Source organism: Nonomuraea sp. CA-143628, assembly GCF_050942315.1.
In the GTDB taxonomy this organism is placed as follows: domain Bacteria; phylum Actinomycetota; class Actinomycetes; order Streptosporangiales; family Streptosporangiaceae; genus Nonomuraea.
In genome coordinates, this window is the sequence record NZ_CP192072.1 from 339,546 (window position 1) to 360,995 (window position 21,450).

20 protein-coding genes are annotated in these 21,450 nt (G+C 69.5%); 13 read left to right on the forward strand and 7 right to left on the reverse strand.

Annotated elements, in window-relative coordinates; translation table 11 throughout:
- Nucleotides 1–22 precede the first annotated feature (22 nt).
- Genes ACQP2T_RS01650 through ACQP2T_RS01665 form a run of 4 tightly spaced genes read left to right on the forward strand, consistent with a single transcriptional unit; the run spans nt 23 to nt 5,914 of the window.
- Complete coding sequence (locus ACQP2T_RS01650; RefSeq protein ID WP_433514428.1) at nt 23–868, forward strand: carbohydrate ABC transporter permease; 846 nt, start codon at nt 23–25, stop codon at nt 866–868.
- Nucleotides 865–1,674 carry a carbohydrate ABC transporter permease gene (locus ACQP2T_RS01655; protein ID WP_433514429.1) on the forward strand — a complete coding sequence of 270 codons (810 nt, stop codon included), beginning with the start codon at nt 865–867 and terminating at the stop codon, nt 1,672–1,674. Before ACQP2T_RS01650 ends, ACQP2T_RS01655 begins: the two co-directional genes overlap by 4 nt.
- Complete coding sequence (locus ACQP2T_RS01660) at nt 1,674–4,685, forward strand: glycoside hydrolase family 38 C-terminal domain-containing protein (RefSeq protein ID WP_433514430.1); 3,012 nt, start codon at nt 1,674–1,676, stop codon at nt 4,683–4,685. Before ACQP2T_RS01655 ends, ACQP2T_RS01660 begins: the two co-directional genes overlap by 1 nt.
- Nucleotides 4,682–5,914: an enolase C-terminal domain-like protein gene (locus ACQP2T_RS01665; protein WP_433514431.1), complete on the forward strand. Its 1,233-nt coding sequence runs from the start codon at nt 4,682–4,684 to the stop codon at nt 5,912–5,914. The genes ACQP2T_RS01660 and ACQP2T_RS01665 overlap by 4 nt, the downstream gene beginning before the upstream one ends.
- Before the next feature lie 101 nt (nt 5,915–6,015).
- On the opposite strand, the gene ACQP2T_RS01670 is transcribed toward ACQP2T_RS01665, so the two are convergent.
- Nucleotides 6,016–6,609 (reverse strand): TetR family transcriptional regulator, encoded by a 594-nt coding sequence (locus tag ACQP2T_RS01670; protein ID WP_433514432.1) that lies wholly within the window; start codon nt 6,607–6,609, stop codon nt 6,016–6,018.
- Between the two features lie 95 nt (nt 6,610–6,704).
- On the opposite strand from ACQP2T_RS01670, the gene ACQP2T_RS01675 reads away from it, so the two are divergent.
- From ACQP2T_RS01675 to ACQP2T_RS01690, 4 genes are all read left to right on the forward strand, one after another.
- Nucleotides 6,705–7,583, forward strand: coding sequence for an oxidoreductase (locus tag ACQP2T_RS01675; RefSeq protein WP_433514433.1), 879 nt, complete (start codon nt 6,705–6,707; stop codon nt 7,581–7,583).
- Nucleotides 7,584–7,684: 101 nt separating this feature from the next.
- Entirely contained in the window at nt 7,685–8,296 is a 612-nt protein-coding gene (locus tag ACQP2T_RS01680; RefSeq protein ID WP_433514434.1) for a TetR/AcrR family transcriptional regulator, read from the forward strand.
- Entirely contained in the window at nt 8,293–8,967 is a 675-nt protein-coding gene (locus ACQP2T_RS01685; protein WP_433514435.1) for a VC0807 family protein, read from the forward strand. Before ACQP2T_RS01680 ends, ACQP2T_RS01685 begins: the two co-directional genes overlap by 4 nt.
- Entirely contained in the window at nt 8,964–9,365 is a 402-nt protein-coding gene (locus ACQP2T_RS01690; protein WP_433514436.1) for a DUF6069 family protein, read from the forward strand. Before ACQP2T_RS01685 ends, ACQP2T_RS01690 begins: the two co-directional genes overlap by 4 nt.
- Nucleotides 9,366–9,581: 216 nt before the next feature.
- On the opposite strand, the gene ACQP2T_RS01695 is transcribed toward ACQP2T_RS01690, so the two are convergent.
- Genes ACQP2T_RS01695 through ACQP2T_RS01705 form a run of 3 tightly spaced genes read right to left on the reverse strand, consistent with a single transcriptional unit; the run spans nt 9,582 to nt 12,534 of the window.
- On the reverse strand, nt 9,582–10,358 hold the full coding sequence (locus tag ACQP2T_RS01695; protein ID WP_433514437.1) for an SDR family NAD(P)-dependent oxidoreductase: 777 nt from the start codon (nt 10,356–10,358) through the stop codon (nt 9,582–9,584).
- Entirely contained in the window at nt 10,355–11,368 is a 1,014-nt protein-coding gene (locus ACQP2T_RS01700) for a DUF4432 family protein (RefSeq protein ID WP_433514438.1), read from the reverse strand. Before ACQP2T_RS01700 ends, ACQP2T_RS01695 begins: the two co-directional genes overlap by 4 nt.
- Nucleotides 11,365–12,534 carry a DUF4185 domain-containing protein gene (locus ACQP2T_RS01705; RefSeq protein WP_433514439.1) on the reverse strand — a complete coding sequence of 390 codons (1,170 nt, stop codon included), beginning with the start codon at nt 12,532–12,534 and terminating at the stop codon, nt 11,365–11,367. Before ACQP2T_RS01705 ends, ACQP2T_RS01700 begins: the two co-directional genes overlap by 4 nt.
- A 174-nt stretch (nt 12,535–12,708) precedes the next feature.
- On the opposite strand from ACQP2T_RS01705, the gene ACQP2T_RS01710 reads away from it, so the two are divergent.
- Nucleotides 12,709–14,397 carry a serine/threonine-protein kinase gene (locus tag ACQP2T_RS01710; RefSeq protein ID WP_433514440.1) on the forward strand — a complete coding sequence of 563 codons (1,689 nt, stop codon included), beginning with the start codon at nt 12,709–12,711 and terminating at the stop codon, nt 14,395–14,397.
- A 69-nt stretch (nt 14,398–14,466) separates the two neighbouring features.
- On the opposite strand, the gene ACQP2T_RS01715 is transcribed toward ACQP2T_RS01710, so the two are convergent.
- From ACQP2T_RS01715 to ACQP2T_RS01725, 3 genes are all read right to left on the reverse strand, one after another.
- Nucleotides 14,467–14,931: a hypothetical protein gene (locus tag ACQP2T_RS01715; RefSeq protein WP_433514441.1), complete on the reverse strand. Its 465-nt coding sequence runs from the start codon at nt 14,929–14,931 to the stop codon at nt 14,467–14,469.
- Nucleotides 14,928–15,452, reverse strand: a complete 525-nt coding sequence (locus tag ACQP2T_RS01720) for a hypothetical protein (RefSeq protein WP_433514442.1) — start codon at nt 15,450–15,452, stop codon at nt 14,928–14,930. Before ACQP2T_RS01720 ends, ACQP2T_RS01715 begins: the two co-directional genes overlap by 4 nt.
- A gap of 568 nt (nt 15,453–16,020) precedes the next feature.
- Complete coding sequence (locus tag ACQP2T_RS01725) at nt 16,021–16,482, reverse strand: hypothetical protein (RefSeq protein ID WP_433514443.1); 462 nt, start codon at nt 16,480–16,482, stop codon at nt 16,021–16,023.
- A gap of 158 nt (nt 16,483–16,640) precedes the next feature.
- Here ACQP2T_RS01725 and ACQP2T_RS01730 point away from each other — a divergent pair, with 158 nt between their 5' ends.
- The 4 genes from ACQP2T_RS01730 to ACQP2T_RS01745 all read left to right on the forward strand — a co-directional run bounded on the left by ACQP2T_RS01730 (nt 16,641) and on the right by ACQP2T_RS01745 (nt 21,426).
- The gene (locus ACQP2T_RS01730) at nt 16,641–18,251 is read left to right on the forward strand and encodes an ABC-F family ATP-binding cassette domain-containing protein (protein ID WP_433514444.1); all 1,611 of its coding nucleotides are present in this window, start codon (nt 16,641–16,643) and stop codon (nt 18,249–18,251) included.
- A gap of 85 nt (nt 18,252–18,336) precedes the next feature.
- Nucleotides 18,337–19,137, forward strand: coding sequence for a hypothetical protein (locus ACQP2T_RS01735; RefSeq protein WP_433514445.1), 801 nt, complete (start codon nt 18,337–18,339; stop codon nt 19,135–19,137).
- A gap of 168 nt (nt 19,138–19,305) precedes the next feature.
- Complete coding sequence (locus tag ACQP2T_RS01740) at nt 19,306–20,751, forward strand: hypothetical protein (RefSeq protein ID WP_433514446.1); 1,446 nt, start codon at nt 19,306–19,308, stop codon at nt 20,749–20,751.
- Nucleotides 20,752–20,760: 9 nt separating this feature from the next.
- Entirely contained in the window at nt 20,761–21,426 is a 666-nt protein-coding gene (locus tag ACQP2T_RS01745; RefSeq protein WP_433514447.1) for a hypothetical protein, read from the forward strand.
- Nucleotides 21,427–21,450 lie beyond the last annotated feature (24 nt).

Genomic DNA, 21,450 nt, shown 5'->3' on the forward strand with positions numbered 1-21,450 from the left:
CCGAGCCTCACGGAGTGAGGCCATGAGCACGCGCGCGCCTATCCTTGGCCGTTTCCGGTACGGCTATGTCGCTCCTGCCGCCTTGCTGGTCGCCGGGCTGCTCTACGTGCCCTTCCTGTGGACGGCGTACCTGAGCTTCACCAAATACGACGGGCTAGCGCCGCCCGAGTGGGTCGGCCTGCGTAACTTCGGCAAGCTGCTCGACGACCCGGCGCTGCTCACCGCTCTGGGCAACACGCTCATCTGGGTGGTCGGCACGATGGCCCTGCCGGTCGGGCTCGGCCTGCTGGTGGCGGTGCTGTCGTACGACCTCAAGGGCGGCGTCTGGTATCGGGTGCCGTTCATGCTGCCCTACGCGCTCAGCGGCGCCGGGCTGGCCATGGTCTGGAGCCCGATCCTCTCGCACGACGGCATCGCGAACATCCTGCTCGGCGTCGACACCGCCTTCCTGCAGAAGGCGCCGCACAACACGATCGCCATGCTGCTGGTCTGGACCTGGCAGCAGCTCGGCGTCAACACGCTGCTGTTCGTGGTGGGGCTGCAGTCCATCCCCAAGGCGCCGATCGAGGCCGCGCGGATCGACGGGGCCTCGGGGTGGACGCTGTTCCGGCATGTCATCTGGCCGCTGATGGCGCCCCTCACCGCGGTGGTGGTGGGGCTGGCGCTGGTGGCGAGCCTGAAGACGTTCGACATCGTCTGGGTGCTGACGCAGGGTGGTCCTGGGCGCAACTCCGAGACGCTCGCGGTGACCATGTACAAGGACACGTTCGTGGCCAGCGACTACGGCTACGGCGCCTCGGTCGCGGTGATGCTCACCGTGGTCACGGGGCTGGCGTCCTACCTCTACCTCAGGAGGCAGGTGCGATGATCCGGCGTGCCGTACTCATCGTGCTCGGCCTGATCTGGCTGGGCCCGACCTACCTGCTGCTCGTCAACGCCGCGCGGCCCGCGGCGTCGTACGACCCGTCGAAGGCGTGGCAGCCGTCCGGCAGCTTCGCGCTGTTCGACAACATCGCTCGGGCCATCGACAGCGCGAACCTGTCGGACAGCCTGGCCAGCACCGCGCTCTACAGCATCGTCTCGCCCACGCTCGGCGTGCTCATCGGGGCGCTGGCCGGCTACACGATCGTGGTGCTCCGGCTGCGGCATGGTTTCTGGTGGTTCCTGCTCATCTTCGGCGGCACGATCTTCCCGTCGCAGATGCTGCTCGTGCCGCTGTTCGTGGGTTACAGCGATCTCGGCCTGTACGACACCAGGGGCGGCCTGCTCCTGGTCTACACGGCGATCAACGTGCCGTTGGCGGCATTCGTGCTGCGTAACTTCTACAGTGGAGTGGCGTTCTCGATCTTCGAGGCGGCCCGTATGGACGGCGCCACCACCTGGCGGATCTTCTGGCGCATCTACCTGCCGCTGTCGGTCAGCGCGCTGGCGGCCGTGTTCATCCTCGAGTTCACCTTCATCTGGAACGACCTCATCTTCGGCCTGACACTCACGCAGACCGAGGACGTACGGCCGGTGATGACCGCGCTGGCCGGACTGATGACCGACGTCTACGCGGGCACCCCGGTGCCCGTGGGCCTCGCGGCGGGGCTCATGGTCTCGCTGCCGACGGTCCTGCTGTTCCTCGCCACCCAGCGGCTGTTCGCCCGTGGCCTGTCTCTAGGGAGTGTTTGATGACCAGCCGGTTGCTGCAGCGGAGCCTCGGCTCGCCGGACTACGACGGGATCAGGCAGGCGCTGCGCAACGACACCTCGACCGCGGTGATCGGCGTGCGCGGCGTGGAGGTGCGTGTCGCGGTGCTGCCGCTGTTCACCCACGACGGCCGCCAGGCGGTCAGGGTGACGAGCACCGTGCCGTTGACGCACGTGCTGGTGGGCGAGGACAGCGCCTCCGGCACCGACGTCACGCTGCTCGTGCCCGAGGTGACCGCGCCCCGCGTGCTGACCCTGGAGTCGCGCGACGACGCCGGGCTCATCGGCTCCGCGGAGATCACGATCACCCCGCAGCGCAAGTGGAGCGTGTTCGTCGTCCACCACTCCCACCTCGACATCGGCTACACCGACCCGCAGGGCACGGTGCTCCGCCACCACCTCGACTACCTCGACGCGGCCGTCCGGCTGGCCGAGGAGACCGCCTCCTGGCCGGACGACGCCAGGTTCAGATGGTCGGTCGAGTCGTCGATGCCGGCGCTGAAGTGGCTCGACGCCCGGCCCGCCGACCAGGTCGCCAAGTTCGCCGCGCTGGCCCGCGCCGGCGTCATCGAGGTGACCGCGCTGCCGTTCCAGCTGCACACCGAAGCCTGCTCGACCGAGGAGCTCTACCGGCAGCTCCGCTTCACCACGCGGCTCCAGGAGAAGTACGGCTTCGCCACCAAGTCGGCCATGCACACCGACGTGCCCGGCGCGGTCGTCGGCGTGATCGACGCGCTGAACGCCGCAGGGGTGCGCTACCTCGCCGCGGCGCACAACTGGGCCGGGCGGTCCGTGCCGTACCTGCACGGGGGCGACAAGCTGACCCGGCCGTTCCGGTGGCGGGCGCCGAGCGGCAAGGAGGTGATCGTCTGGTTCACCGACACCCCCCACGGCATGGCGTACATGGAGGGCAACACGGTCGGGCTCACCGACTCCTACGAGCTGGCCGACGACCTGCTGCCGCGTTACCTGTCGGCGCTGGCCTCGCGTGGCTACCCCTACGGGCCCGGTACGTTCGGCTGGCAGGGTCCTGACGCGCCGCGTGAGCCGTATGAGCTGGATGTGCTGCACCTGCGGGTCCAGGGCGCGCACGCCGACAACGCGGGACCCTCGATCGTGCCCGCCTCCATCGCGCGCAAGTGGAACGAGCAGTGGGCCTTTCCCCGGCTGCGGTCCGCGGTCAACAGCGACTTCTTCGAGCACGTGGAAGAGCGCTACCACGACCGCCTGGCCGTACACGAGGGCGACTGGACCGACTGGTGGGCCGACGGGCTCGGCTCCGGCGCCCGGCCCCTCGGCTACGTACGGCGGGCGCAGTCCGCGCTGCGTATCGCCGAGACGCTGCACACGATCGCCGGCGCCGACGCGACCGAGCAGATCGACGAGGCCTACGACAAGGTGGCGCTGTTCAACGAGCACACCTGGGGCGCGGCCAACCCCTGGGAGGACGCCGAGGAGGCGGGCGACTCGGGCGGCCTGCAGTGGACCCGCAAGTCGTCGGGCGCCTACGACGCGCAGGACGACGCGGCCGACCTGCTGCACGCCGCCGCCCGCCGGTTCGGCGCCGCGCTCTCCGATCAGGGCGTGGACAACGCGGCGGCGCTGGCGTCCTTCGCCGTCTTCAACCCCGGGACGGCGAGCAGGACCGACGTGGTCCGCGCGTTCCTCCCCCGGGACGTTGTCGCGGCGGACGTGCCGATCGCCCTCGTGGACGCGCGCACCGGCGAGACGATCCCGCACCACGAGGAGTTCGTGGACCCGGCCGACTGGCCGACCCGGCCGATCGGGCGGCACCTGCACGCCGTGGTGCCGCAGGTCCCCGGCTACGGCTACGCGCGGCTCGACGTCGTCCGGGGTGAGGTCCGGGCGGCCGAGCCGGTCGAGCTCGACCTGGGCGGAGTGATCGAGAACGAGTTCTACCGGGTCACCTACGACGTCCGCGAAGGCGTCATCCGTTCGATCTTCGACAAGGCGGCCGGGCGGGAGCTGGTCAACGACACCGCCGCCGCCGGGTTCGGCCAGTACGTCTACGACCGCTACGCCACCGCTCCGCACTTCAACCACCTGTCCGGGCACGTCGGGGCGCACGACCGCACCCTGCTCGGCGACCGGGCGATCGGCAGGAACGCCACCATCGTCAAGGCGCAGCGGACCGCCGTGGGCGAGAAGCTGGTCGTCGAGCTGCAGGGCAAGGGCGTCGACTGGCTGCGCACCACGATCGAGCTGCACAACGGCGTCGCCCGGCTCGACCTGACCTACCAGCTGGCCAAGCAGGGCACGCCCGCCAAGGAGGCGGTCTTCCTGGCCTTCCCGTTCGCCTCGGGCCCCGCGACGGCCTGGGAGCTGACCGGCGGTGTCGGCGGGCCGGACGTGCCACGGGTGCCGGGCTCGGCCGAGTACATGCTGCCGATCAGGCACTGGATCGCCTTCGAGGACCCTGAGCTGACCGTCGCCTGGGCCACGCTGGAGGCGCCGCTGGTGCAGCTGGGCACCATCCACATGCCGTACGCGCCGTTCCCGCCGACACTGGACGAGGAGCCGGGCACGGTCTACTCCTGGGCGCTGAACAACATCTGGGACACCAACTTCCCCGCCCAGCAGCAGGGAGAGACCACGTTCCGCTACTCGATCATGTCGGCCCCGGGCATCGAGGGCAGGCGGTTGGGCGCGCGGGCGGCGGCCGGACTGACGGACCAGTTCGTCGGCGCGCTGCTCACCAGCGCGCCCGACGCGGTCAAGTCGTTCGTCTCGGTCGACCACCCCGACGTGCTGGTCACCTCGCTCGGGCAGAACGGCGACAACGAGATCGTGGTCCGGCTGCAGTCGCTGGCCGCCGAGCCGGTCGAGGCGACGGTCCTGCTGCCGGGGCTCCGGCGCGCCCTGGTGAGCGCCGGTCTGGAGCGGGAGCTGCGGCCGCTGGAGGTCTCGGCGGATTCGGTCAAGGTACGGCTGCCCGCGTGCGGTGTGGCCGCTATTTGGGGGACGTGCGAGTGAAGATCGTTGACATCCGGGCCACCACGGTCGCCGTTCCGCTGGAGGCGCCACTCCGGCACAGCAACGGCGCCCACTGGGGCCGGTTCGTCCGCACGATCGTCGAGGTCGAGGCCGACAACGGGCTGATCGGCCTGGGGGAGATGGGCGGGGGCGGGGAGAGCGCCGAGGCGGCGTTCCGGGCGCTCATGCCGTACCTGAAGGGTCATGATCCGTTCCAGCTGGAGGCGCTGCGGTTCAAGATCGCCAACCCGACCGCGTCGCTCTACAACAACCGCACCCAGCTCCTGGCGGCCATCGAGTTCGCCTGCATCGACCTGATCGGGCAGCAGCTCGGCGTGCCCGCGAGCGACCTGCTCGGCGGGCGGCTGCGCGACACCGTGCCGTTCGCCTCCTACCTGTTCTTCCGCTACGCGGCGGAGGGATACGCCGAGGTACGCACGCCGGACCAGCTCGTCGAGCACACCAGGCAGCTCAAGGCGGCCCACGGGTTCACCGTGCACAAGCTCAAGGGCGGGGTGTTCCCGCCCGACTTCGAGCTCGAGTGCTACCGGGCGCTGGCGGCGGCCTTCCCCGGCGACCGGCTCCGCTACGACCCCAACGCGGTGCTGTCGGTGGCCGAGGGGCTGCGGTTCGGGCGGGCCATCGAGGAGCTGAACAACGAATACCTGGAAGACCCGGTCTGGGGACTCGAAGGGCTCAGGGCCATCCGCGAGCAGGTCAGGGTGCCGCTGGCGACCAACACCGTCGTCGTCAACTTCCAGCAGCTCGCCTCCAACGTGCTGCGCCGGGCCGCCGACGTGGTGCTGCTGGACACCACGTTCTGGGGCGGCATCCGGCCGTGCGTCAAGGCGGCAGGGGTGTGCGAGACCTTCCAGCTCGGGGTAGCCGTGCACTCCTCCGGGGAGCTGGGCATCCAGCTGGCGACCATGCTGCATCTCGGCGCGGTCCTGCCCAACCTCACGTACGCGGCCGACGCCCACTACCACCAGCTGCGCGACGACGTGATCGAGGGCGGCAAGCTGTCGTACGCCGACGGGGCCATAGCGGTGCCCACGGGCCCGGGCCTGGGCGTCCGGCTCGACAAGGACCGGGTCGCCCGCTATGCAGAGCTCTACCAGGAGCTGGGCGGATACCCCTACGACCGGGACCCGGGACGGCCCGGCTGGTACGCCCAGGTGCCGAACGAACGCTTCGCCGACCCGACCGTGTCCCTGGAAGTCAGCACGTAGGAAAAGAATCGTCCTTGTTGGCGTGAGTCTGCTTCCGCTGCCCCCTGAATCAAGGTGGGTTGCCGAGGAGGCTCACGCGAACAAAGGTCGGCTCACCTGGGTCAGCTCCGGGGTCGGGCCAGCCGTTGCACCGCGCGCACCACGCTGGCGCGGCGCCGGGCGTGCTCTGTCGCATCGCCGTCGTCGGCGCCGGTGAGCATGCGGGCGAGCTGGGGCGCCGAGACCCACCATGCGGACAGCCCGATGACCAGGAACGCCAGGTGATCGGGGTCGAGGTCGTCGTCGAGGATCCCGGCGCGCTGGGCGGCCGCGTAGGCCCGCGTCTTGTCCTGGTAGAAGGTGGTGCGCTGCGCCTCGTCGGCCACGGGGCCACCGGCCAGGCCCTCCCACAGCAGCAGGCGTACGAGATCGGGATGCGCCACGTGGTAGTCGAAGTTGCGCCCGACGAACTCGCCGATGTTCTCGAAGTCGCCCGGAGGCGGCCCCACCGTCTCGGCGAGTTTCTTGAGCTCGTCGGTGAGCACCGTCTCGAACAGGGCCTGCTTGTCGCCGAAGTACTTGTACAGGCGTTCCTTGTTGATCCCGGCTCGCTCGGCGATGCGGGCCATGGTCGTGCCGTCCGGTCCGCGCTCGGCGAACTCGACCGTCGCCGCTTCCTTGAGCCGCCGCCGCGTCCCCTCGGTGTCCCACGCCATGGCGACATCCTAGCGTTACTCCATCTGCAACGTTGCGGTTGGAGTTTGTCGCGGCTAGCATCAAAAGCAACCGCACCGTTGGAGATGGATTTCAGATGAAAGATACGGACATGGCAGGCAGCCTTCCCGGTGGGACTCTCACGCTCGCGGACGACCTCACCATCACCCGCATGGGCTACGGCGCCATGCAGCTGGCCGGGCCCGGCGTCTTCGGGCCGCCCAAGGACCGCGACGCGGCCATCGCGGTGCTGCGCGAGGCCGTCGAGCTGGGCATCACCCACATCGACACGAGCGACTTCTACGGACCCTTCGTCGTCAACGAGATCATCAAGGAGGCCCTGTACCCCTACCCGGCGGACCTGCGCATCGTTACCAAGGTCGGCGCTCGCCGTGGTCCGGACGGCAGCTGGAACCACGCACTGGAGCCCGAGGACCTAAAGGCCGCGGTCCACGAGAACCTCCAGCGCCTCGCTCTGGACACTCTCGACGTCGTCAACCTGCGCCTGGCCGAAGGAGGCACCGGCGAGGAGTCGCTCGCGGAGCCGTTCGGCGCCTTGGCCGAGTTGCGGCAGGAGGGCCTGATCCGCCACCTCGGCCTCAGCGCCGCCTCCGGGGCCCAGCTCACCGAGGCGCAGGCCATCGCGCCCGTTGTCACTGTGCAGAACCTCTACAACCTCGCCAACCGGCAGGACGACGCTCTCGTCGACCGATGCGCGGCCGAGAACATCGCCTACGCCGCGTTCTTCCCCCTGGGCGGCTTCACCCCGCTCCAGTCCGAGGCGCTCACGAACGTGGCCGCCCGCCTGGAAGCCTCGCCGCAGCAGGTCGCGCTGGCCTGGCTGCTGCGGCGCTCACCCACGACGGTCCTCATCCCCGGGACCTCCTCCGTGGCCCACCTCCGCGAGAACATCGCCGCGGCGAGCCTGGCCCTCCCGGCCGACGCGATCGAGGAGCTCGACGCCATCGGAGGCTGACGCTATTGGAGGAGGACGCTATCGGAGGAGGAGGAGGAGGAGGAGGAGGAGGAGGAGGAGGAGGACTTGCCAGAATTACTCGTGTGAGTTAAAAATTACTCATGCAAGTAAGGAAGGAAGACTCCGTCACGACCTCCGCCCGCCGGGCGCAGATCGTGGCGGCCACGATCGAGACGATCGCCGACCTGGGCTACCACCAGGCGTCCTTCGCCCGCATCGCGGAGCGGGCCGGGCTCAGCAGTACGCGGCTGATCTCGTACCACTTCGATGGCAAGGACGACCTGATGGGCCAGGCGATTGTCACGATCTACGAGGGGATCGCCACGTTCATGACCGAGCGGGTCAGCGCCCAGGCCAGCCCCGGCGCCGCGCTCGACACCTACATCCGCTCGCTGATCGGGTTCATCCGCGACCACCGCCGTGAGATGCGCGCGGCCACCGAGATCTTCCTGAACTTCCGGCCGGAGAAGGGGACCACCGCGCAGGAGGCGGCCATTGACCCGGCCTCTCTGGGGCACATCGAGCGGTTGCTGGTCTGGGGGCAGGAGTCGGGCGAATTCCGCCGGTTCAACACCCGCGTGATGGCGATGGCCGTCCAGCGGGCCATGGACGGCCTGCCGTTCCTGCTGGAGGGCGACCCCGGCGCGGACCTCGACGTGTACGCGGACGAGCTGGTCGAGCTCTTCCGCCTGGCGACCCGGGCCACGCCGTGAGCTCTCGCGCCAAGACGCTGCTGCTCGTCCTCGTCGACATGGCCCTGCCCATCGGGCTCTATTACGTACTGCGCGCGATGGACGTGAGCTATCACTCCGCGCTGCTGATCAGCTCCCTGCTCCCCGGCCTGAGCGTGGTCGCCAGCCTGGTACGCCGCCGCCGGCCCGACGGGCTCGGCCTGTTCATGACGGCCATGATGGTCGGCAGCGCGGCCGTCTCCCTGCTCGTCCACGACCCCCGCTTCCTGCTGGCCAAGGACGGCTGGATCACCGCCATCTCGGGCCTGTGGTTCCTGGCCAGCGTCCGAGGCCGGCAGCCAATGGCCTTCGCCTTCACCCGCTTCGTCCTGGAAGGCCGCATCGGCCCCCTCAAGGGCGGAGACGGCTCGGGCCGCGAGTCCTGGGACGTCCTGTGGGAGCGGTTGCCCGCCTTCCGCAGGATCTGGCGGGTGGCGACGGTCATCTGGGGCATCGGCATGCTGACCGACGCCGCCGTCCGCGTGACCATGGCCTACACCTTGCCGCCCGACGTCGTCCCCGGTCTGGGCGGCCTGCAGTACGGCGTCTTCATGGTGCTGATGCAGGTCGTGATGGCGTGCTACCTCGTCCCCACCGGCCTGTACAACCGCTGGTCCCCGCTCTACTTACCCCTCAAGGAGTCACCCGCGTGACCGCCCCTCGCTCCCTGCCCGGCCCCCGCAACCTGGCCGTTCTCCGCATCCTGGCCGTACTCGGCGCGGCCGCCGCCGCCCTGGCCGTCTGGGCGGTCGTCCACGTCCTCGCCGGCGTCGAGCTGGCCTCGACCTCCGGAGAGGTGACCGCGGCCTCCGTGATCGTCGCCGCCCTGGTCGCCGGCCTGGCCGGCTGGGGCCTCCTGGCCGTACTCGAACGCGTCACGGAACGGCCGCGCGCGATCTGGACCTGGATCGCCGCCGTGTTCCTCGTCCTGTCCCTGGCCGGCCCACTCACGATGGGCACCACGGGTGCGGCCAAGGCGTCACTGGCCGCGCTGCACGTGGTGACCGCGGCCGTCCTGATCGTCCTCCTGCCGCGCCGGCGTACGCGTTAGGCCCACGTCCGTTCCCCCGAAGGGGGTTTCCGTCTAGGGACGCCAGCCACGACGGACGGTCATTTCCCGCTCCCCCGGAGGGGGTTCCCTCCTAGAGACCCCAGCCACCACGGACCGTCATTTCCCGCTCCCCCGGAGGGGGTTCCCTCCTAGAGACCCCAGCCACCACGGACCGTCACATGGACCGAGGCGGTCGTGTAACGAACCTCTCAGGGGCTAGGCCTGCTCAGGCAGCGCAGCCGGATTCCGGGCGAGCAGCCCACCATCCACCCGATGCTCGGCCCCGGTGATGAACGACGACCGCGGCCCCGCCAGGAACGCCACCAGCTCAGCCACCTCCTCCGGCCGGCCCACCCGGCCGAGGGGGTGCGCCCGGCCCCACTCCGCCACCTGCTCCTCCTGCGACAGCCCGCCACGCCACAGGTCGGCCGCCCACCGCAGCATCGGTGTGTCGACCGAGCCGGGGCAGACCACGTTCACCCGGATGCCGTCGGCCGCGTGGTCGAGCGCCATCGCCCTGGTCAGGCCGTTCAGCGCGGCCTTGCTGGCGGTGTAGGCGGCCACCTGCGCCTGCGAGGCGAACGCCTGCACCGACGACATCACCACGATCGAGCCGCCGCCGCGCGCCCGCATCCTGGGGATGGCGGCCTTGCAGGCCAGATAGACGCCCTTGAGGTTGATGTCGAGCACCTCGTCCCAGACGTCCTCCGGCGTGTCCTCGACCGTGCCGTAGCGCTGCACGCCCGCGCACGTCACCACGATGTCGAGCCCGCCGTACCTGGCCACGGCCAGGTCGACCAGGTCGCGCATGTCGCCCGCCCGTCGTACGTCCGCGACCCGCCCGGTCACGTGCTCGCTGTCGAGCTCCGCCCCCTTGTCGGCCCCGCAGAACACCACGGACGCCCCGCCGTCGGCCAGCCGGTCGACCACCGCCCGCCCGATGCCCATCGAACCGCCCGTCACCAGGGCGACCTTGCCGTCGAACTCGCTCATGCCAGCACCTCCGCGCGCAACCTCAGCACCTTCGTCTCGTGTGGGCCCAGGGTGAGCGCAGTGCCGTTCGCCACCGCCTCGGCCAGCCCGTTGGTGGGCATGCTGGAGAACGGTTCGAGCCCGACCGTGTAAGCCCGCCCCCACCAGGGATAGCCGGTGGTCGCACCGACCTCCTGCCACATCCACAGGTACGGCAGGAGCGTCGCATCCCACTCCACACGAATACCTACATCCCCGGAAATTTCGTACCAGCCCTCGGTAAATCCGGTTAGGTAGACGATCTCGCTCGGCGACCCGGGCTCCGGCACCACGCTCAGATCCGTCTCGCCGCCGCCGTCGGCGGGCACCACGGGCCACTTCCACGGCCCGCCCGCCTTGACCCGGCGGCCGTGGGCGTCGATGGCGCTCTCGTGCGGGATGACCGTCACGCCCGCCGGCAGCCGTACGCGGGCGCCCGGCTTGAGGAACGGCCGGCCGTACACGATGTGCTGCCCCCACATGGCGTGCAGCTCGACGCCGGACTCGTTGGTCGCGCGCCCCTCGATCTCCAGCGCGGCCGTCCCCGCCGCCAGCCGGAACGTCTTCTCGATCCGGTACGGCAGGCGCCGGGTGCGCACGCTGAGCCGTACCGCGACCTCCTGCTCGGAGTCGGCCACGACCTCGGCCCGCCACGGCAGCCCGGCGACCTCCCCATGCTGTGCCAGCCGGGCGCCGCGGTATTCGCTGGGCGCGCCGCCGTTGGGGAAGATCTCCTGCCAGCCGCCCTCGTAGTGGTCGATGAACTGGGCGACGTCGTCGGCGGCGCCCTGGAGGTGGTCGTGCGGGTCGCGGAGCCCCTGCGGCGAGAGCCAGACGAAGTCCGTGTCGGTTGGCTTGTGCAGAAATTCGATGACATCGCCGCCCTTATCGGGCACGACGGTCACGCGGAGCCGTTCGTTCTCCAGCACGACCGCCCGCAGCCCGTCGATCACGACGTGCCGCAGGCGAGCCGCCCAGTTCCGTGTACTCACCCGAAAGTCACATCGATGAAGCGCGGCCGGTAGATCGAGGAGTCCCGGTAGTGGTCGGTGTTGACGAAGCTGTTGACGTTGTAGGAGACGACGAGTCCGTTGCCCGCCACGTCGGGGTGCGCGTGGGCGTTGTAGGTGAAGATGTTCCCGTTCGTCTCGGGGGTGGTGTAGACGGCCTGCTTGCCGGTGAACGGGCCGAACGGCGAGCACGAGGTGTAGGCCACGATGTGCGAGCTCAGGACCTCGGTCGTGTCATGGGTGATCAGTACGTAGCCGTTGCCCACCTTGGTGACGCTGTACTCGTTGGCCACGCCACTCATGATCCGGGCCGAGTCGGCCTCGTTGCTCGACCAGGTGCCGTCGGCCTTGAGGTACTGCCACTGTCCGAGCAGGCTCTGGCCGGGCACTCTGGCGATGTGCATGTACTTGGGCGAGCCGAGATCCTCCACCCCGTAAACGTAGGTGTAGCCGCCGTCCTTGAGGATTCCGGAGGCCCAGGACACGCCGGCTGACGACGGCAGGTCGGTCACGCTGATCGGCTGGTCGAGCCGGCTCTGCGCGAACCTGGCCACCACGTTCCGGTGCCAGCGCCAGTCCCACGCGCCGGTACCGTAGCGCTCGTACTCCTGGTAGGTCACCTCCACGATGCCGCCCGCCAGGGTGGCGTCGCCGGCCCAGTACCAGTGGTTCTGGTCGCGCGGGGGCATCACCGCGGTCGGCTTCTCGGTGGTGCCGGCGTGGATCGTGGAGAGCTTGCCGTCGCGCTCCACGGCGAAGGAGTTGTTCAGGAAGACGGTCGTGCCGCCCTCTTCGACCACCGGCGGGCGGCTGCCGTCAGGGTTGATCTTGCCAAGGAAAGTGTCGGAGAAGACCCACACCTCTTTCCCGCTGGGCAGCTTCAGCGAGTACGTGCCGTCGGCGCCGGTCCAGTCGTCCAGGCGGCTGTTGTCGTTGCCGTACGCGGTGAACAGGCTGGTCAGCCTCGCGTCCACGGACGCGCCCCGCACCGTCGGCCCGCATGTCGCACGGGTGGTGGCCTGCTGCGTCGTGGCGGCGGAGACGGACGGCACCGGCTTGGGCGGTGCGGCCAGCGCCTGCTGGGGCACGGCCGCGAGGCTCAGCAATCCGATGGCGAGGGGGATGAGGGCGGACCGGAATCTCGTCATCACACGTCCTAAGGGAGGGGGGTTCCCTACAGTTCTAGTCATTTGATCACTTTGTGTCTAGGGCCTCACAGCGCAATGATCCAAATGTTGTGGAAGGCGTGGTTTCCCGGGATTCGTAGCCATCTTGTGGCTTTTTCCGGGCATGACGTGAGGATGATCGGGTAACCCGCCCCCATGTCCTTTGCGCGCTACGAGGGATGGCTGCTGGCCGGGCGCTACCGGTTGCTGTCCGAGCTGGGCCGGGGCGGCATGGGCAGGGTCTGGCGGGCTCACGACGAGCTCCTGGATCGCCAGGTCGCGGTCAAAGAGGTCACCATCGTCGGCCCACAGCACGAGGAGCTGATCGGCCGGACGATGCGCGAGGCCCGCATCGCCGCCCGGCTGAGCCATCCGCACATTGCGGCCATCTATGACGTGGTGCTGGTCGACGAGCGTCCGTGGATCGTCATGCAGCTCGTCCCCGCCCGCAGCCTCGCCCAGGTGATCGCCGAGCAGGGCCCGCTGCCCGTGGCCACCGTCACCCGCATCGGCCTGGAACTCCTGGACGCCCTGCGCGCCGCGCACGCCGTCGGCGTGCTGCATCGCGACATCAAGCCCGCCAACATCCTGCTCACCGACGACGGGCACGCGGTCCTGACCGACTTCGGCCTGGCCACGACCGTGGACGACGAGTCCCACGTCACCCAGACGGGCATGGTCGTCGGCACCCCCGCCTACATCGCTCCCGAACGGGCCGGCGGCGACCCGTCCACGCCACAGGCCGACCTGTGGTCGCTGGGCGCCACCTTGTACACGGCTGTGGAGGGCCACTCACCCTTCGGCCGCAGCACCGAGACGGCCACGCTGACCGCGATACTGACCAGCACCGCCTACCCGTTCACCCTGGCCGGCCCGCTCGCTCCGGCCATCGCCGGCCTGCTGGACAAGGACCCCGACCAGCGCAGCGACGTGGCCCGCGCCCACGACCAACTCCGGCGAGTGGCCGCCCGAAGCGAGCTGGGCCTCGCGGTGCCGTCGTACCTTACGGGCCGTGCTGCGTACGTGCGGGACGAGCCCCACCACGCGGCCCCGGCCTCGCACCAGCACCTGAGCCCGGCCCCGCACCACCCGGGCGCGGCCTCGCACCTGGGCCTGGACCCGCGTGTGGGCCTGGACCCGCTTGTGGACCTGGACCCGCGTGTGGACCGGTGCTCGCACCCTCACCCTCGCCCCCACCTCCGCCCGAGGCCGGGCTCGCGCTCGCTGAAGTCGGCGCGAGGGCTGGTGCGATGGTCGGGACCACGCTTAGGGACGATGCCACGTTTAGGGTCGATGCCCCGGTCAGGGACGATGTCACTGTCAGGCTCGACGCCAGGGTGGGTGGCGATGCCACAATCGGGCGTGATGTGGCGGTCGGCCATGGCCCGGCGGTCAGGCGTGGTCCGACAGTCGGAAGCGGCGCGGCGGTCGGCGGCGCTGCGGCGGTCAGAGGCGGTGCGGCGGCTGATCACCGAGCGCTGGCGCGAGACGGCCTTGATCGCCGCCTTGATCGTCGCGGTGATCGCCACCGGCTCCTGGTGGAACGCCGTACCCGGCAGCCCCGCTCACAGCACTCCCGCCGACAGCACTCCCGCCGACATCGCACCCGTCCTGGCCCTCGACCTGACCAGCATCCCGCAGGCCCACGCCGTGTCCCGCAAGCGACTCACGGAGACCTCCGACGGCCGCGAACGAGCCGACATCCGCCCCAACCCAGCCCCGGCCGCCACCTCCGGCAAGACCGCCACCGCGCTGAAGAAGGCCGAGAAGGCAGCCCAGAAGGCGGCGAAGAAGGCAGCGAAACAGGCGGCCAAGCTCGGTAAGACCCACGGCAACAAGCATTAGCCGGCCTGTCTCCCGAACCATGCTGACGCTGGCAAGGGCTTCTCATGGAGGTTGGGGCAGGGGTCGCTTTCAGTACGGCCGCATCTGGTCCAGCACTTTGGTAGCAAGTGTCAGAAATTCCTCCGCCTTCGGCAAGTCTCGGATGACATCGTCGGCGGTGATTTCCGGGCTGTCGGGCAGCGGGTATTCGGCGCCGTTGCGTCGGCGGCGCATCCGGTCGAAGGGGCGGAGAGACTGCCCGAGAGGCGGGTCTAGCTGGGCTGTGACCGCATCAAGCACCGCGATGTGGCCTCCTCTGCTGGTGGCTCGCAGCCCTTGATTCTCCAGGATGGATGCGAGGGCTTTCCTGGAGGCGTCATAGACAAGTTGGTAGGCGCCCGTCGGATCTGTCCGGCAACCGCTGCGTGCGAGTTCGACATGTCGCCTGGCTTGGGTAAGCAGAGTTTCGGCATGTTCCCGGCTCGCCGGTACGCGTTCCAACTGCCCTGACGACAGCATCATGTCGATCTGGTCGCGGCCTTGCATCCATCTCATGAGCTGTCCTCTTTCTTGATCAGGGGATGAAGGGGCTTGCCGCGAAGGGATGCTATGAACGGCTCGGGCGTGTCGCTGATCCATGACATCGATGAGATCCGGGTGATGTTCACTTCGCGGCCGAGGGCCCGCTCGGCTGTTCGCGCCGCGTCATAGAGCTCGTCCTCGTCGGATGAGCCCACGATGAGGACATCGACGTCTTGGGGCGGTGGTCCCGGCTGGTTCGCGTGTCGAGCGGCCCAAGAGCCGTAGATGTACGCCTCGTCAATGCCTGAGATGGGCCGGAGGAGAGGGGGCAGTACGGCGGCCGGACCGAAGGTCACGGTCAGCAGATCGGTGAGAGGTTTCGCGATGATCGTGTCGGTGTCGGCGCGGATCAGGCGAAGGTTGCCATGCCGCCTTTCCCGGATCAGGCCGGCCGCAGCGAACCGGTCCGCTTCTCGGCTCACCGTCGACTGCGACGTTTCGGTCCATACGGCGAGATCGGTGGTCGAGTACTCGTTCTCCGGGTGGAGGTACAACCAGGCGAGCAGCTCACCGACGGCGTTGGAGCGAAGGAGAGGCAACAGCAAGGGCGGGATCGGCCTCATAGATGCATACTACTATGCATCTTTAGCAAGTCCAATACTCTATGTAATCAACAGAGATCATGCCGTCACCGTCGAAGAGCGGCGGGTCTTCCCAGACGTCCCTCGAGCTCGGTAAGACCTACGGCAACAAGCACTAACCGGCTTGCCTCCCGTTAGCCGCGCCGAGAGTCAGTCTGCTTCGGGTGGCCGGTCCGCGCACGAGTGATCCACAAGGTGCGGTCCTCGTCGTCGATCGCGTACCAGATGCGGCCCCCCGATGTGGCCTCCTACTGCCATTGCTCCAGTGAGTCACCGCCCACCTTCACGACGCCCAGAGCGCCTTTGAGCGGGTGCTGGCGACTGTCCACATGTCGCGGATCACTGGTGATGGCGACCCAGGCCCGGTCGAGGTTCTCCCTGGCGTGGGCGAGTAGATGACCCCAACCTTCGGCGGCGCGTCGGTCGGCGAACCGTACACGCCATGGGTGAGGCCGGGGAACATCGTCACCTCGGCCTGCCATCACGACTCGCTGGTCGGGCGGGGGACCTCTGGCCCATCGCCGGGGAAGGGGCCTTGGAGCTCACGGGCGAGTTTCGGATCGCTCCAGACGACGGCCGTGGATCGCCAGGAAGCCAGCGCGCGGCCGAACGGCAGCAGCTCACCCGTGTCCGCCCCCGCCACCAGGTGGTCCAGCAGTTCGCGTACGCATTCACCGCGCTCGGCGTCGGGCAGCCAGGTGACCCAGGGAAGTTCCTCGGCAAGAACCTCCTCGGCCAGGCCGACGTTACGGCGAGCGACGATGGCCAGCGCACGTGCGGCGATGCGCAGGCTGGCGGTTCCCGCCTCGAAACGCTCCGCGCGCATCAAGATGAGGTCCTCGTCGTCACGCCGCTCAAGGATGACGTCGGCGTTGTCCAGTGAGGGAAGGATCTTCGAGGGGCCGCGAAGAAAGGCGCTGTACGAAAACCTCTTCGTCCCCATGGGTGCAGTGTATCTGAAGTAGTTCAGACATGCTGGCCATCCGCCCTGCATGAGGTCCAGCTCGGTGCAAAAGGCCGATGCCGGGACAGCGGAAATCCAGATGTCCACCGGGCCGGTTCGCAGGTACCCTGCGCGGGGGAATTGCGAAGGGAATCGCCGTGGCGCACGTCGAAGTAGGACATCTGACATACGTACTGCCCGACGGGCGGCCGTTGCTCAACGACGTGTCCTTCCGGATCGGCGAAGGCGTCAAGGCCGCGCTGGTCGGGCCCAACGGGGCGGGCAAGACCACGCTGATGCGGCTCGTCGCCGGGGACCTGCAGCCGGTGGCGGGGAGTGTGGCCAGCTCCGGTGGGCTGGGGGTGATGCGGCAGTTCATCGGCAGTGTGCGTGACGGGAGCACGGTGCACGATCTGCTGCTCAGCGTCGCTCCACCGGCCGTGCGGGAGGCGGCGGCGCGGCTGGAGCGGGCCGAGCTGGTGATGATGGAGCGCGACGACGAGAAGGCGCAGATGCGCTACGCGCAGGCCATCACCGACTACACCGACGCCGGTGGCTACGACATCGAGGTGCTCTGGGACACGTGTACGGTGGCCGCGCTCGGCGTGCCGTACGACAACGTGAAATATCGGGATGTGGCGACGTTGTCCGGCGGCGAGCAGAAGCGGCTCGTGCTCGAAGCGCTGCTTCGCGGACCGGACCAGACGCTGCTGCTCGACGAGCCCGACAACTACCTCGACGTGCCGGGCAAGGAATGGCTGGAGCAGGCGCTCAGGGAGACCCCCAAAACGGTCCTGCTGGTCAGCCACGACCGGCAGCTGCTGGCCAACGCGGCCGACCGGATTGTCACCGTCGAGTCCGGAAATATCTGGATCCATGGTGGTGGGTTCGCCACGTACGCGGAGGCCCGCAAGGCCCGCAACGAGCGCCTCGACGAGCTGCGCAGGCGCTGGGACGAGGAGCACGCCAAGCTCAAGGCCCTGGTCATCATGCTGAAGAACAAGGCCAGGTACAACGACGGCATGGCCCCCGCCTACCACGCGGCTCAGACACGGCTGCGCAGGTTCGAGGAGGCGGGGCCGCCCGAGGAAGCTCCCGCCGACCAGAACATCAAAATGCGCCTCAAAGGCGGTCGCACCGGCAAGCGCGCGGTCATCTGCGAGGGGCTGGAGCTGACCGGCCTGATGCGGCCGTTCGACCTGGAGGTCTGGTACGCCGAGCGCATTGCGGTGCTCGGCTCCAACGGCTCTGGCAAGTCCCACTTCCTGCGGCTGCTCGCGGGCGAGCGGATCGGCCACTCCGGCGTCGCCAGACTCGGCGCCCGGGTGGTCCCGGGTCACTTCGCCCAGACGCACGCCCGGCCCGACCTGCTGGGCCGCTCGCCGGTGGAGATCGTCATGACCGAGCACGCCAGGCTGAAGAACGAGGCCATGAAGGTCCTGGCCCGCTACGAGCTGGCCGGGCAGATCGCGGAGCAGCGGTTCGACACGCTCTCGGGCGGTCAGCAGGCGCGGTTGCAGATCCTGCTGCTGGAGCTGTCCGGCGCGACGCTGCTGCTGCTCGACGAGCCGACCGACAACCTCGACCTGGCCAGCGCCGAAGCGCTCCAAGCGGGTCTGGACGCGTTCGCGGGCACGGTGGTGGCGGTCACGCACGACCGCTGGTTCGCGGCGGATTTCGATCGTTTCCTGGTGTTCGGCGCGGATGGCACCGTTTACGAGGCTTCCGAACCGGTCTGGGATGAGGCCAGGGTCGTCCGTCCCCGCTGAACGCGTTAAAGGGCTCCATAAAGAGTTGGTACGGCAGGCGCGTGTCCCGCCCCTGCCGTGCCCATAGACCGGCTATCACGGCAAAGTGATCCCGCGTAGCCGAACCGTCAGCCTCCTCGCACTCGGGGCGATCTGCCTAGCCGGGTGCTCCAGCGAGGAACCGTCCAAACAGCAGCTCAAGCCCCTCGTCCTCAAGGAGCAGGTGTCGAACGTCGTCAAGTCGTCCGACGGCTACGCCGTGAACTGGGCAGGAATCCTCACCAACGCCAACCCGTGGCACTTCGGCGAGCACGTGGTGGCGACGATCGTCGGGCGTGACGCCGCCGGCACCGAGGTGGTCCGGATGGACCAGTCGCTCGACGCCGTACCGCCGGGCGGCTCGCTGGCCTTCACCGGCCAGGTCAACGCGCCCCAGAAGCCGGCCAAGGTGACCATCGACTATCGCCCCGCCCAGTGGCGGCCCGCCGCTCGCATCGCGTCGGCGTTCAAGGAGTTTCCCGTTTCACGGGTGCAGACGCTCCGGCAAAAGGACCGTTCTTATCTTATTACCGGCTATGTCGACAATCCCTATCAGCTAACCGCCAGTAGCCTGGTGGTGAACGTGTTGCTGCGCGACAAGGCGGGCAAACTGCTCGGCGGCGGCAGTACGTTCGTCGACGACGTGAAGGCGGGCAGCCCGCCGCGCTTCATCCTGACCGTGGGCGGCCTGCCCGCGGGCAGCGTGGTGGCCAAGACCGATGTGACGGCCCGGACCTGGGGTTCGACCGGCCGGCCCTTCGAGGATCTGGCGCTGGGCGGCGCGGTGCCGCTGCACACGATCAAGCCGACCACCGAGCCGTTCGCGATAGACCGCGGCAGCCAGGCCATGACCGAGCACCAGCAGTGAATTGCTCATCAAATATCAATCAAATAAGCCGATAAATCGGGCAGGGCGGCCGTCAGCTGCGAACCATGCCAAGCGCAACGAATTTCTTCGGCGGAGTGTCGTCGGCAAGGGCTTCATTCCCACAGAAGGAGTGGAACTACTAGTTACTAATCCATTACCTTCAGTCATATGAATGACCGCGCCCTGGTCGAGTCACTCCGCGCCCGTGACCCGGGTGCCCTCGCCGCGCTCTACGACGCCTACGCCGAGGGCATCCACAGATACTGCTGGTCCCTTCTCCTCAGCTCCGACGGCGCCCAGGTGGCGCTGCGCGACACGATGATCGCGGCGGAGGCCCACGCCGGCTCCCTGGCCGATCCCGGCCGCCTGCGCCCATGGCTGTACGCCCTGGCCCGCGCCGAATGCCTGCGACGGCGGATGGCCGAGCCGCCGAACGCCGACGAGGCCCTGGCGCAGGCTCCGCCCCCGGACAATCCGGCCGACGCCGACCTGCGCGTCGTGGCCTGGAACGCGATCCAGAGCCTGTCCCACGACGACCGTGAGGTGCTGGAGCTGTCGGCCCGGCACGAGCTGCCCACCCCGGAGCTCGCCGCGGTGCTGGGGGTCGCGGCGCGCCACGTCGAGGCGGCCCAGGAGGAGGCGCGCGAGCGACTGCGCGACGCGATCACGGCGGAGCTCCTGGCCAGGAAGAGTCCCTACGACTGCGCGGCACGGGCCGGCATCCTCAAGGGCTTCTCCGGCAGGCTGACGCCAGAGACGCGCGCCCGGCTGGTCGGGCACCTCTCGGGCTGCCTGACCTGCTCCCCCCACCGCACACGCCAGGTGTCGGCGGCCAAGGTCTTCGAGCTGCTGCCCCGGATCCCGCTGCCGGAGTCGCTCGCGGTCAGGGTGATGAGCTGCTTCGCCGACCCCGAACTCCAGCCCTACCGCCGCTACGTGGCCCGGCGCTCGGGGGCGCTGGACGCCGCCGGGTTTCCCGTTGCCCCGCGCAAGAACGCTCGCAGATGGCCTCAGGCGCTGGCTGGCGCGATGGCGGCGGTCGCGACCGTCGCGGCGATAATGGTGATCTTCCAGCAGTTCGGGGTCGAGGGCGGAGTGCCGGGCCTCGCGTCCGCCGCCTTCCCCGCGCCGGGCGAGCCGCCGGGCATCAGACTGCCCTGGCAGCCCGAGCCCCAGGACCCGCGGATCAGCGTCGAGCCCATCCTGGACAGCACGGCCACCGTCCCGCTGGGCGCCCTGCCCTCGGCGGCGACGCCGTCAACGGGCACCGTGCCCACCATCGGCGACCCGGCGAGCTCCGCCCCGTCCAAGGCCCCCGAGACGCCCGAGCCCCAGCCCGACCAGGTCACCCCCACCCCCGACCACCAGTCCGGCGAGCCCGGAGGGCCGGACGCGCACCCGGGCAGGGAGCCGGACAAGCAGCCCGGCAGGCACCCGCACAAGCACTCCCGCACACCCCGCCCCGACGACCTCCCGACGCCCGCCGCGACGCCGACCCAGACACCGGTCCCCCCGCCGGTCGTCACTCCGGCACAGACACCGGCCCAGACGCCCGGCCAGACGCCGGCACAGACGCCGACCGCGCCGCCGCCCGCCACCGTCCCGGCCGGCTGAGGCCCCTGCATGGAGGCGTACCAACTGCGCGAGGACCCTCAACTGGGCTGCCGGGTCTGTCCCCTGCCGGTCAGCGAGGAGCGGGCCGAGCTGATGACCAGGAGCCATCACGTCGCCTGGCCCACCTGGCTCGATCAGGGCCCCCGCATGCTCCGGGACGTCCTCGAACTGTGCCGCCTGCGCACCGCCCGCGGCCTCGCAGTCCTGTCCTGGCTCTCCGGGAGCGAGCCGCCCGGCCCGCCCGCCGAGCTCGGCTGGCTCTGGTCCTCGCGCCGCCTGACCGGGCAGCGCCAGGAGCGCCTGTACGCGGCCGCCGCCGCGGTGCCGGAACCCGTGCTCGGCCTCGTGCTCGCCAACTGGACCTGGGCGCTCGGCACCTGCCACGGCGGCCGGGTCGCCGCCCCCTACCTGGCGGGCACCGCCTACCCCGGCGACGGGTCGGTGGCCGCCGCCGCCACGATGACCCTCTACCAGACCTTCGACCGCCATCCGGAGTCCCGCCCGGCCATCGCGGCCGCCTGGGCCGCGGCACGGGCGGGCGCCGACTGGTGCCGGGCGGCCGAGCTGCACGCCGCCTACGGGACGCAGACGCCGGTCTTCACCTATCCCCGGGGTACGAGCCCGATCCCGGTGGGTGTGCGGCCGTGGATAGAGCGCCTGTTCCGCCTGCGTTGACGATGTTACGAAAGTGACCAGGAT

Excerpts from the sequence above, each read along its gene's own strand:
- ACQP2T_RS01670 (WP_433514432.1), bottom strand. The coding sequence starts at position 6,609 with ATGGCGTGGGACACCGAGGGGACGCGGCGGCGGCTCAAGGAAGCGGCG.
- ACQP2T_RS01680 (WP_433514434.1), top strand. The coding sequence starts at position 7,685 with ATGCAAGTAAGGAAGGAAGACTCCGTCACGACCTCCGCCCGCCGGGCG.
- ACQP2T_RS01695 (WP_433514437.1), bottom strand. The coding sequence starts at position 10,358 with ATGAGCGAGTTCGACGGCAAGGTCGCCCTGGTGACGGGCGGTTCGATG.
- ACQP2T_RS01740 (WP_433514446.1), top strand. The coding sequence starts at position 19,306 with ATGAATGACCGCGCCCTGGTCGAGTCACTCCGCGCCCGTGACCCGGGT.
- ACQP2T_RS01725 (WP_433514443.1), bottom strand. The coding sequence starts at position 16,482 with ATGGGGACGAAGAGGTTTTCGTACAGCGCCTTTCTTCGCGGCCCCTCG.
- ACQP2T_RS01745 (WP_433514447.1), top strand. The coding sequence starts at position 20,761 with ATGGAGGCGTACCAACTGCGCGAGGACCCTCAACTGGGCTGCCGGGTC.
- ACQP2T_RS01650 (WP_433514428.1), top strand. The coding sequence starts at position 23 with ATGAGCACGCGCGCGCCTATCCTTGGCCGTTTCCGGTACGGCTATGTC.
- ACQP2T_RS01660 (WP_433514430.1), top strand. The coding sequence starts at position 1,674 with ATGACCAGCCGGTTGCTGCAGCGGAGCCTCGGCTCGCCGGACTACGAC.
- ACQP2T_RS01710 (WP_433514440.1), top strand. The coding sequence starts at position 12,709 with ATGTCCTTTGCGCGCTACGAGGGATGGCTGCTGGCCGGGCGCTACCGG.
- ACQP2T_RS01655 (WP_433514429.1), top strand. The coding sequence starts at position 865 with ATGATCCGGCGTGCCGTACTCATCGTGCTCGGCCTGATCTGGCTGGGC.
- ACQP2T_RS01715 (WP_433514441.1), bottom strand. The coding sequence starts at position 14,931 with ATGAGATGGATGCAAGGCCGCGACCAGATCGACATGATGCTGTCGTCA.
- ACQP2T_RS01705 (WP_433514439.1), bottom strand. The coding sequence starts at position 12,534 with ATGACGAGATTCCGGTCCGCCCTCATCCCCCTCGCCATCGGATTGCTG.
- ACQP2T_RS01675 (WP_433514433.1), top strand. The coding sequence starts at position 6,705 with ATGAAAGATACGGACATGGCAGGCAGCCTTCCCGGTGGGACTCTCACG.